Source organism: Desulfuromonas acetoxidans DSM 684 (assembly GCF_000167355.1).
Lineage (GTDB): Bacteria > Desulfobacterota > Desulfuromonadia > Desulfuromonadales > Desulfuromonadaceae > Desulfuromonas > Desulfuromonas acetoxidans.
This window is the reverse complement of record NZ_AAEW02000010.1, coordinates 32,440-44,235: the sequence shown is the minus strand read 5'-3', so window position 1 is coordinate 44,235 and position 11,796 is coordinate 32,440. Positions and strand designations below refer to the sequence as shown.

The window sequence follows — 11,796 nt, the reverse complement described above, 5'->3', positions numbered from 1 at the left end:
TAATGTGGACTGACGCTCATTGCGTTCAGCACGGCTGAATGGGAGAGCTTGAAACTAAAGAACAAGCGGCCGCAAGGGTGGGCAGTGCCCACCCGTTTGAACGGTGCCACGGAAGAAATACAGAGCGGCGTCAAATCGTTATCAACGTTTTACGCCATAGATGATGAGTTGCATGATTTGCCGACCTCAAGGGCGGCAAGCCGAATCAGTGAAGCATGACGGAAACAAACACAGTGTCGGTTGATCCAGGTTCAGGAGGTATTCAAGCTGGTTTTTGCATACTTTTGAGCGGCCAGTCAAAAGTATGTCGGCTGCCGGGACGAAACCCGGCGACCTTGCTCTTGACTTTGATCTTCAGTGGTTCGTCATTCGGAACGAATCGCGCTGGCAAACTTCATCCGTTCGCAATTCTGGTACGCACGTGACGTGGGCTTCCGCGCCCACACCTCGGGCCACATTTTGCGTCGACAAAAGTGGCGCAAAATCGACTCCCGACCATTGCACCCTACGGGTTCCCTCTCTCCATTCTCTTACATCGCGATGTCGGCAAAACTCACCCAGTCTGTATCTGTCCTCAAACAGTTTGCCGACAACCATCACAGCGACGCTCTTTGCGTTCGGTGCTGCTGAACGGGAGAACTTGGTTGCTAAATAACAAACCCAGGCAGGGTGGGCACTGCCCACCCGTTTAATCGTTGCCACGGAAGAAATAGGGAGCTGCGTCAAACCGTTATCAACGTTTTACGCCAAAGATGATGAGTAGCACAATTCGCCGACCTAAAGGGCGGCGAGCCGAATCTGTAAAGCATCACGGAAACAGACTCAGTGTCGGTAAGTCCAGGTTCAGGAGAAGTTCAAGCTGGCTTTTGCATACTTTTGAGCGGCTAGTCAAAAGTATGTCGGCTGCCGGGACGAAACCCGGCGACCTTGACGTTGATCTTGTTTTTAAGTGGTTCGCAATTCGGAACAAATCGCGCTGGCGAACATCATCCGTTCGCGATGACGGTACCCACGTGACGCGGGCTTCCGCGCCCGCCCGTCGGCTCCCTTTTGCGTCGACAAAAGGGAGGCAAAATCGACTCCCGTCATTGCGCCCTACGGGTTCCCTCACTCCAGTCGCTTACGCCGTGATGTCGGCAAAAACTCGCTAGCGCTCAAACAGTTTGCCGACGACCATCACAGCGACACTCCTTACATTCGGCGCTGCTGAACGGGAGAGCTTTGGTGCTAAATAACAAACCCAGACAGGGTGAGCACTGCCCACCCGTTTTGTCGGCTGCCGGAACGAAACCCGGCGACCTTGATCTTGTTTTGTACTGATTGACTTAAGCAGATAAATAAAAAGAATTAGTCCAAAGGAGCAACCCGAGCCCGCCCGGTCAAATCAACCACAGCCAGTTCCGGCTCACCACGATAAAGCACCTCGGCAATCCCGCTGGCATGAACCCCAAGACTCTTCTTCACCTGAAGTTTAGCCACGGTAGTACCATTCGCCACAACCGAGGCATCGCAGCATTCCAGATGTTCCGCTTCCAGCGTAGACGCCCCGGACAATTCCGCTTCCAGCAACGACGCAAACCCAGTCAACCGAGCACTGCACGCCCCATCCAAAGTCAGAACAAACGCCGGACAAAGCAAGTCATCAATCTCAACACGGTGAGCGCCCTCAGCCGTCACTCCGGCCAGATCGGCAACCTCCAGATTAATCACCATGGGTTGTTTAAGCTGCAAAGCAGTTTTAGGCGCAATCAACAGCTCACCATCCTCCACCTGCGTCACCACCTCATCCAGCAGATTTTCATCACCACTCACCGTACAAAGGTTTTGCCCTGTCACACGCACCTTGAGCGTAAAACTGCCTTGGAGCACAATATGATCAAATGCGGCCAGAGTGCGTTGCTGTTGCCCCAGAAGGCCAGTGCCCTGCAAACAGGAATTGGCCCAACTCAGTGGCGGAACACTTATCAAAATAGCCAAAAACATCACAAAAGAGATAAGACGATGTCGTAGCATAACGAACCTTTTTATTTTTAACGCTCATCACCGCAACAGGGTGCGGCTCGACAAGCCATATGAGTCAGTAAAATTTGTCCATGTCTGAAACGTGAGTCAATTGGTCTCTATATGTACCATTGTCGACCCGAGGATGCCAGTGGAGAAATGGCGCTAAAACACCAAGAGGCCCCATGTTCGGGACCTCTTAATAGATCAATGTGCCAAAGAGCGGGTTCTAACCGGCCACTTGGGACTTGGTGAAAATCGCGAAAAAAGGCACCTTGTTTTCTTCAAAAAACTCACGACCACCCTCTTCACGATCGACCAGTGTCACCACGCCAAGGACTTCGAGGCCTTCGGCCTGGGCGCGTTCAATGGCCTTCATAGAGGAACCACCGGTGGTTACAACATCCTCAACAATCACCACCTTAGATCCGGGAGGAACATTCTTACGCCCCTCCAGCCATTGGCCGGTGCCGTGTCCTTTGGGCTCTTTTCGGATGATAAAGGCCGGAATCGGCGTGCCTTCCAGAGAGCTGATCAGTGACGCAGCTGTGGCAATAGGGTCCGCGCCCATGGTCAGGCCGCCAACGCCGTCCACTGTGGCATCAAAATTTTCCAATGCCTTGTAAAAGGCTTTACCGACCAGCACTGAACCACGCGGATGCAGAGTGGTCTGTTTACCGTCAAAATAAAAGTTGCTTTTGCGACCGGATGCCAGGGTCACTTCGCGTTGCTCATAAGACAGCTCGCGAATAATCTCCATCAGTTCACTGCGTTCATTTTCCGTCATTGCTTCTCTCCTGGATGCGACTAAAACAGACCTAATTGTTTGTCCGCCTTGAGACGGGGAAATTTCACCGGATAGTTGCCACTGAAACAGGCGGTACAGAACTGCCCCTCGCAACTGCCACCTTCACAGCTGCCGGTCGCCTTGTGCAAGCCCTCTTCCGACAGATATCCGAGGCTGTCAGAGGTGACATAACGGTTGATCTCCTCGATGGTGTGCGTAGAGGCGATCAGCTCGGTACGGGTCGGCGTATCAATCCCGTAGTAACAGGGATAGCTGGTCGGCGGACTGGAGATGCGCACATGTACTTCCTTGGCCCCGGCATTGCGGATCATCTTGATGATTTTACGCGCCGTGGTACCACGGACGATGGAGTCGTCAATCACCACCACCCGCTTGCCCTCAATCACTTCGCGCACCGGGTTCAGTTTAATCTTGACGCCAAAGTGGCGGATCGACTGTTGCGGCTCGATAAAAGTACGACCCACATAATGGTTGCGGATCAGTCCCAATTCAAAAGGGATCCCCGACTCTTCAGCATAACCGATGGCCGCAGGCACCCCGGAATCGGGAATCGCCACCACCACATCGGCATCCACCGGATACTCGCGGGCCAGTTGACGACCATACTCCTTACGCACACCGTAGACTTCACGTCCAAAAATGGTGCTGTCGGGACGGGCAAAGTAAACATATTCAAAAATACAAGGTGACGGTTTGGCTTCCTCCAGCGGATGATAGGAGTGCAAACCATCCTTATCGACAACAATCATCTCGCCGGGATCAAGCTCACGGACAAACTCAGCTTCGATCAGATCCAGGGCACAGGTTTCTGAAGCGACCACATAGGCACCATCGAGTTTGCCGAGAATCAGCGGCCGGAAGCCGTTGGGATCGCGCACGGCCACCATACGGGTTTCGGTGAGAAACACCAAGCTGTAAGCGCCACGCACCCGTTTCAGGGCATCGACCACCCGGTCAGCCAGACTGTCGCTTTGTGCCCGTGCCAACAGATGCATGATGACTTCGGTGTCAGCAACGGTGGAAAAGATTGAACCAAGTTGCTCCAGTTCGTTGCGAAGTTCCTGAGCATTCACCAGGTTACCGTTGTGAGCCACGGCAATACTGCCACGCACGTAATCAACCATGATCGGCTGAATATTTTTCGGATCGTTGCCGCCCGCCGTGGAATAACGCACATGACCAATGGCGTTCTGGCCCGGCAATTTGTCAAACACCTCATTATTTCTAAAGGCATCGGCAACCAGACCGTTTTTGCGATAGGCACGCAGGGACACGCCATCGGAAGCAACAATCCCGCAACTTTCCTGACCACGGTGCTGCAGGGCATAAAGACCGAGATAGGTCAGGTTCGCCGCTTCGGGATGTCCATAGATACCGAACACGCCACATTCATCTTCAAACTTGTCAAACATCGGGTTGTTTCTCCAGATCAGAGCAGATTTTCACGAATAAAAGTGACCGCATTCTGGTACAGCCACAGGCCCATCCCCTCTTCCGGCAACTCCTCACGGGTCCAACGCGGATGGTGGGTACGATGAACATAGGCTTCCGGGTGCGGCATCAAGCCAAACAGACGTCCGCTGGGATCACAGATCCCGGCAATAGCAGCGCTGGAACCATTGGGATTGAGCGGATAATCCATGGTTGGTGCCTGATAATCGGCATCGCAATATTTAAGCACCGTCAGATGACGCGACTCAAGTTCGTCAAGAATGCCCGGAGATTCGGTGACAAACTTGCCCTCACCGTGACGCACCGGCAGATAAATGCCTTTCAGACCCTTGGTAAACACACAGGGGGAGTCGGGATCAACCTTAAGATAGGTCCAGCGATCCTCAAAACGGCCACCGTCGTTAAACGTCAGGGTGGTGGTCTGAGAGTGATCGCCATCCAGAGACGGCAACAATCCCATTTTAACCATCAGCTGAAAACCGTTACACACGCCCATCACCAGCTTGCCCGCGGCGACAAAAGCGCGAATCGAATCGGCTAGAGTCTGGTCGCTACCGGCGATCACGGCACTGTTGAGACGATTGGCACCGGCTTTAGCGCTGCCGAGGTCATCACCATCGAGAAAGCCACCGGCAAAGTTGAGGAAATGGTAGTCGTTGAGATCGACCTCTCCAGCCAGCAGACGGGAGATGTGAACAATATCAGCGACATCTGCACCAGCCAGACGGCAGGCGTTAGCGACTTCGCGCTCACAGTTGGTTCCGTTTCCGGAAATGACAATTGCCCGTACCTGTTGTGCCATATTACATCTCCCTCAGAGGCGCTTGCCAGGCCTCTTTTAAGACAGCGTTGTCACGATCAATAATCACCGAACCATCAAGGCCAGTCACTTTCAGGCGGGGTTGCTCAGTCACCTCACCGAGCACACTGACCTCCTGACCGGCGAACAGTTTCTCAAACTCTTCAGCCTTGTCCGGCGCTACGGTCACCAGCAGGCGACTCTGCGATTCAGAATAGAGGATCTCCACATCACTGAGCGTGCCGTCACAACGGACCTGACTCAAATCAATATCAACACCAAAGCCACCGGCAAACGCCGCTTCGGCAGCCGCCACGCCAAGACCGCCGTCAGACAAGTCATGACAGGAGGCAATCAGGCCAGCCTGCTGTGCACGATTCAGGGTGCGATAACGCAGCAAAGCCGTTTTCGCATCGACGGTCGGCACGCTGTTGCCGACAAATCCGAGCTGGGTGTAGAGCTCCGAGGCACCGAGTTCGGCTTTAGTCATGCCGAGCAGGTAGACCTTATCGCCGGGGCGCTTGACATCCATGCTTACGGTCTGGCGCACATCATCCACCTTGCCGATCACCGAGAACAGCACCGTCGGCGGGATGGAGATCTTGGTGTCGCCGATCTGGTAATCGTTTTTCATCGAGTCCTTGCCGGAGATCAGCGGCACGCCGAAGGCCAGGCAGTACTCGTAGAGGGCTTTGTTGGCACGCACCAGTTGGGCGGCCTTGTATTCACCATCCGGTGTGCGCTCGCTCTTGACCGGATCACACCAGCAGAAGTTATCGAGACCGGCCACGTGATCGATGTTGCCGCCGACGGACACATAGTTACGCAGTGCCTCATCAATGGCACAGGCCATCATGTGATAGGTGTCGATGTCACTGTAGCGTGGGCAGATGCCGTGAGCGGTGGAGATGCCGGCAAAGGAATCAAACAGTGGCCGCACCACCGAACCATCGGCCGGGCCGTCGTTGTCGACACCGGTCAGCGGCTTTTGCACCGTCGCGCCCTGAACTTCGTGATCGTAGCGCCGCACCACACACTCTTTGGAGCAGACATTGAGGCTGCTGAGCAGCGTTTCCAGCGCTTCGTCCGCAGCCGGCAGATCCGCAGCGGTCGGTTCGGCGTGCTGCTTCACCTCCCACTTGGCAGGAATCTTCATCTGCGGGGCGCCTTCGTGGAGGAAGGACATCGGCAGATAGGTCGCTGTTTCGCCCTGATAGAGACAGTGGTAATAACCGGAATCGGTAAACAGACCGAGATCCGTCGCCTCGACGTCCATCTCTTTGGCCAGGGTAATAAATTCGTCCACCTTCTCGGGCGGAACCGCCAAGGTCATGCGCTCCTGGGCTTCGGAGATGAGAATCTCCCACGGCTGCAGACCGGCATATTTCAGAGGACAGCGATCCAGGTGCATCTCAAAACCACCGGTATCTTCAGCCATCTCACCCACCGAAGAGGACAAGCCACCCGCACCATTGTCGGTAATCGCGGTATAGAGTCCTTTGTCGCGGGCGATGATCAAAAAGTCAAACATGCGCCGCTGAGTGATGGGGTCACCAATTTGAACCGCAGTGACCGGCGAATCCTCGTTGAGCTCTTCGGAAGAGAAGGTTGCTCCGTGGATACCGTCCTTGCCGACGCGACCGCCGACCATCAGGATGTGATCACCCACTTCGGCTTTTTTCTCATGACCGGGACGCCCGTGGAGTTCGGTCGGCATCAAGGCGGCGCTACCGCAGTAGACCAGCGGCTTGCCGGCAAAGCGGTCATCAAACACCAGTGAACCATTAACCGTCGGAATACCGCTTTTGTTGCCACCGTGTTCCACGCCTTCAACCACGCCTTCAAAAATGCGGCGAGGATGGAGCAGACGCGGCGGTAGCGGCTGGTCGTAAAACGGCGAGGCAAAACAGAACACGTCAGTATTGAAAATCAAACGCGCGCCGCGGCCGGTACCGAACGGGTCGCGGTTAACACCGACGATGCCGGTCAATGCACCGCCGTAAGGATCCAGAGCACTCGGTGAGTTGTGGGTTTCCACCTTGTAGACCATGCTCCACTCATCGGTGAACTCAATGACTCCGGCGTTGTCCTTGAACACGGACAGACAGAAGTCTTTGTCGCCTTTGGCAGCGCGAATATCGCGGGTGGCACCCATGATATAGGTTTTAAACAGGGAATTGATGGTCTCGGTGTTACCTTCGCCATCGTCGTAGCTGATTTCAGCGGAGAAGATCTTGTGCTTGCAGTGCTCGCTCCAGGTCTGGGCCAAAGCTTCAAGTTCGGCATCGGTAAGCTGGGCGGGTACGCCGGCGGCAGCACGCTGTTTCTGGACCTCGGCATCGGCGATAAACGCCTGAATGGTCTTCATCTCCTCGAGGTTGAGGGCGAGCATGCCATCGCGGCTGATCTGCATCAACTCATCATCACTGACATTGAGATCAATGGGGCGGATCTGCGGCGTGGCCGTGCTGACCACTTTAGGCGGCTGAACCGTGAGGCCATTGGTCTGGTCGAATTCGTCGCGACTGACAATGGTCCAGCGCTGAATCAAGCCATTGGCAAGAAAACCGCAAGCAATTTTTTCAGCGACCTCTTTATCAATGGGACCACTGAGCAGATATTGCACCGAGGTATAAACCGCTTCGTCATCGTTAAAGCGACGACCGGTCTGGTACTGGATGGCCTCACGTGCGGTACGACCGACGTTATCGGTCACACCGGGACGAAAACCAACTTCCACCAGCAGGTCAAAATCTTTGGCCAAAGGTTGATTGATGGCGACATTTTGAATCACCGGATCGCTGAACGGCCCCTCGGCCGCGGCGGTCAGTTCTTCGTCACTGAGTGCGGCATCGACGGTATAAACATCGATGGTACGAACCTGATCCAGTTGAATTCCGAGGTGTTCGTGAATCTCACGACGCACCCGCTCACCGCGGGCATCGCGAACGCCATCTTTCAGGGCGACGACAATTCTGCTGGCCATAGAGTCTCCTTGGCAGAAAAAAGGAAGTGACTTCCCCAGTCAACCGACTCGGGAAACGTGTTTATCTTCTCTAGTGAACTTTTTGTAAAAAGCTCTTTTTAAATCAAAATACGGCAACAAAACCTGACACAACAACGTGCCTTGCCTGATTTCAGAACAAAGCACGTTTTATTCACTTTCACACCATTGTCGAGTCAAAACAACAACTCACCACATGGGGAGCGCCGGTAATCATCTGCGGTTGACAGTGATTCTGTGCGCTAAGCACCCGAGAAACAGACTGTTGCGCCAGTTGCGGCGTGTTATTGGTCTCGCTTAAATGAGCCAGAAACACGGCATCCAACCCATCCCACAACACCTGCTGTAACAATTGGGCACCATCAGCGTTGGAAAGATGGCCATGGTGACTGCGAATGCGCTGTTTCAACGGCCAGGGATAAGGCCCATCACGCAGCATCTCCTCATCATGGTTGGTCTCCAGCACCAGAACCCGGCACTGCTGCAAGCTCTGTTGCACCAGACGGGTGGCGATGCCCATGTCGGTGGCCACACCGATTTTCCCGTCACAGGTATCAACGACAAAGCCAACCGGCGCTGCTGCATCGTGAGTGATGGGAAACGGTTGGATCAAAACATCCTGAAACACCACCGTCTCGCCAATATCAAAAAAACGCTCCTCCACCTTGCCCAGCTTGACAATGGCCGCATGGGTGTCGGGATGGAAAAAAATCGGCAGTTTATGGCGGCGCGACAACGGACCCAGACCGCGGCAATGATCCGAATGCTCGTGAGTCACAAACACCGCATCAAGGCTGTCAGCATCCACACCGATCTGTTCGAGGCGACAGCTGATCTGTAACGCAGAAAGACCAGCATCAATCAAGATGCGGGTCTTTTCACTTTCTATATACAGTGAGTTTCCCTTGCTGCCACTGGCCAGTTGACAGATTCGCACGTCAGACTCTCCAACCGAAACCGGTCCACCGACCATTCGGGTTTTCTCGTTAAGTCAGACCGTACAATTAGAACGGCCCGTCAAAAACGTTCTCGGGTATACCGGAAATCAGCGTCAGCAGCAAGGAAAAAACGTCGCTATTTCAGCCGCCACCGCTACCATTTTCGCGGATTGTTCAGTCAGGCTCTAAATAGCACAGCTACCATAAAAGGGCAAGGTATCTGCCGGGGCTTTTTACACCGGCTCTGGAGAAAGAAGCCACTGTTTTCTTATGCTACGTCGTGATGGGATCACGGCAATCCATTCCCGTCAGAACGAGCATTTCATTTTATGACAAGAAATTCCCTGTTTTCTCAGGCTTAACGCTTGACGAACCCCCAACCCCTTTATATGATTTGCGTCGTTGGCGGACAAACGTTCCATCCTGTCTTTTTTATTTAATCTTATCTGAAGGAGGGCTGACCATGGCAACAAAAGTCGCCATCAACGGCTTCGGTCGCATCGGCCGTAATGTACTGCGCATCGCTCAGGGACACCCGGATTTCAACATCGTCGCCATTAACGATCTGACAGATGCGCCCACCTTGGCCCATCTGCTCAAATATGATTCGGTTCACGGCACCTTCGCCGGCGAAGTCAAGGCTGAGGGTGACACACTCTACGTCAACGGTCAGGCCATTAAAATCACCTGCGAACGCGATCCCGAAAATCTGCCCTGGCAGGAGATGGACGTAGAAATCGTTGTCGAGTCCACCGGACGTTTTCGCAAGCGGGAAGATGCCGCCAAGCACCTCACCGCCGGTGCCAAGAAAGTCCTGATCAGTGCTCCGGGCAAAAATTCCGATGTCACGGTTGTTCGCGGCGTTAACTTTGACCAGTACGACCCGGCACAGCACGACATCATCTCCAATGCCTCCTGCACCACCAACTGCCTGGCCCCGGTGGCCAAACTGCTGTTGGATTCAGTCGGTATTGAGCGTGGCAGCATGACCACCATCCACTCCTATACCAATGATCAGCGTATCCTCGATTTACCTCATGAGGATTTACGTCGTGCCCGCGCCGCCTCCCTGTCAATGATCCCGACCACCACCGGCGCCACCAAAGCCGTGGGTCAGGTCCTGCCGGGCCTTAAAGGCAAGCTGACCGGCCTGTCGGTACGGGTACCGACCCCCAATGTCTCCCTCATCGACCTGGTCATTGAAACGGAAAAACCCACCAGTGTTGAAGCGATCAACGCCCTGATGGCCCAAGCCGCCGACGGCCCGCTCAAAGGCGTCCTCGAATACTGTGATGAGCCGCTGGTCTCCATTGACTTTAACGGTCATCCGGCATCCGCCATCTTCGATTCCCTGTCCACCACAGTCATGGACGAAACCCTTGTCAAAGTTCTGTTGTGGTATGACAACGAATGGGGCTATTCAGCACGCGTGGTTGACCTGATCAGTTATGTCGCCCGCAGTTAAATAAAACACAGTCAATCCATCAGGAGATGCCATGGCGGCATCTCCTGTTTTTACATCAAAAGACAACCACCTCCTCACCGATGAGGAGCACACGACAAGCAACAGGAGAACACAGGCACATGCTCAACAAAATTTCTGTCACCGCACTTGAATTAACAGGCAAGCGGGTTTTCTGCCGCGTCGACTTCAACGTTCCTCTCGACAGCGCTCAAACCATTACCGATGACACCAGGATTGTCGCTGCATTGCCTACGATTCGCTATATTATTGAACAGGGCGGCAAGCTGATCCTCGCCTCTCATCTCGGTCGCCCCAAAGGCAGCTTCAAACCGGAATCCAGCCTGGCGCCGGTGGCGCCCTATCTGAGCAAATTGCTCGATCAGCCGGTCACCATGGCCAAAGACTGTGTCGGCGATGAGGTCAAAGCACAGATCGCGGCCATGAACGACGGCGATGTGCTGCTGCTGGAAAACATGCGCTTTTATCCCGGCGAGGAGAAGAACGACCCAGCATTTTGCGCCGAACTGGCCGAACTGGCCGACATCTATGTCAATGATGCCTTCGGCACCGCTCATCGCGCACACGCTTCCACGGAAGGGATTGCCCGCCTGCTGCAACCGGCAGCGGCCGGTTTCCTGATGGCCAAAGAACTTGAATATCTGGGGCAAGCCCTCGACGCCCCCAAGCGTCCGTTTGCTGCCGTGATCGGCGGCGCCAAGGTCAGCGACAAAATCACCGTTATCGACACCCTGCTCGACAAAGTCAACGCCCTGCTCATCGGCGGCGGCATGGCTTACACCTTCCTGAAAGCACAAGGCGTTGAAATCGGCACCTCATTAGTGGAAATCGACCAGCTCGACCTAGCTCGAGAACTGATGGCCAAGGCCGAAAAGAACGGCGTTGAACTAATGCTGCCCGTTGATCATGTTACCGCCAAGGCGTTTGATAAAGAGGCTGCGGCAAGCGTCTATACCAACGAGGCGTTCCCGACTAACGAGATGGGACTCGATATCGGTCCACAAACCGCCCAGGCCTATGCCGCTAAAATGACTGAAGCCGCAACCGTGGTCTGGAACGGCCCCATGGGCGTGTTTGAATTCCCGGCGTTTGCCAAAGGCACTTTTGCTGTCGCCGAAGCGCTGGCAAAATCGGATGCCATCTCCATCATCGGCGGTGGTGACTCGGTGGCGGCAGTCAACCAGGCCGGTCTCAACGACCAGATGACCCACATCTCAACTGGTGGCGGTGCATCACTGGAATTTCTCGAAGGCAAAACCCTGCCCGGCATCGCCGCGCTGACCGATCAATAAACCATCCAGTCTCACAGGA

The 11,796-nt window shown here is 54.5% G+C and carries 8 protein-coding genes; 2 read left to right on the top strand and 6 right to left on the bottom strand.

Features of this window, described 5'->3' with window-relative positions; genetic code table 11:
* Positions 1–1,347: 1,347 nt before the first annotated feature.
* From DACE_RS09670 to DACE_RS09645, 6 genes are all read right to left on the bottom strand, one after another.
* On the bottom strand, positions 1,348–1,977 hold the full coding sequence (locus tag DACE_RS09670; protein WP_162013601.1) for a GIN domain-containing protein: 630 nt from the start codon (positions 1,975–1,977) through the stop codon (positions 1,348–1,350).
* Positions 1,978–2,230: 253 nt separating this feature from the next.
* Positions 2,231–2,788 (bottom strand): orotate phosphoribosyltransferase, encoded by a 558-nt coding sequence (gene pyrE, locus DACE_RS09665; RefSeq protein ID WP_006000754.1) that lies wholly within the window; start codon positions 2,786–2,788, stop codon positions 2,231–2,233.
* A 20-nt stretch (positions 2,789–2,808) separates the two neighbouring features.
* A complete protein-coding gene (purF, locus tag DACE_RS09660; protein ID WP_006000752.1) occupies positions 2,809–4,221 on the bottom strand; it encodes an amidophosphoribosyltransferase in 1,413 nt (470 codons plus the stop codon).
* 17 nt (positions 4,222–4,238) lie between these two features.
* Positions 4,239–5,063 carry a phosphoribosylformylglycinamidine synthase subunit PurQ gene (locus DACE_RS09655; protein ID WP_006000750.1) on the bottom strand — a complete coding sequence of 275 codons (825 nt, stop codon included), beginning with the start codon at positions 5,061–5,063 and terminating at the stop codon, positions 4,239–4,241.
* 1 nt (position 5,064) lies between these two features.
* A complete protein-coding gene (locus tag DACE_RS09650; RefSeq protein ID WP_006000749.1) occupies positions 5,065–8,046 on the bottom strand; it encodes a phosphoribosylformylglycinamidine synthase subunit PurS in 2,982 nt (993 codons plus the stop codon).
* Positions 8,047–8,224: 178 nt separating this feature from the next.
* Positions 8,225–9,001 carry an MBL fold metallo-hydrolase gene (locus DACE_RS09645; protein WP_006000747.1) on the bottom strand — a complete coding sequence of 259 codons (777 nt, stop codon included), beginning with the start codon at positions 8,999–9,001 and terminating at the stop codon, positions 8,225–8,227.
* 464 nt (positions 9,002–9,465) lie between these two features.
* Between DACE_RS09645 and gap the strand changes: the two genes are divergently transcribed.
* Complete coding sequence (gap, locus tag DACE_RS09640) at positions 9,466–10,467, top strand: type I glyceraldehyde-3-phosphate dehydrogenase (protein ID WP_006000745.1); 1,002 nt, start codon at positions 9,466–9,468, stop codon at positions 10,465–10,467.
* Positions 10,468–10,586: 119 nt separating this feature from the next.
* Positions 10,587–11,777, top strand: a complete 1,191-nt coding sequence (locus DACE_RS09635; protein WP_006000743.1) for a phosphoglycerate kinase — start codon at positions 10,587–10,589, stop codon at positions 11,775–11,777.
* The last annotated feature ends 19 nt before the right edge of the window (positions 11,778–11,796 follow it).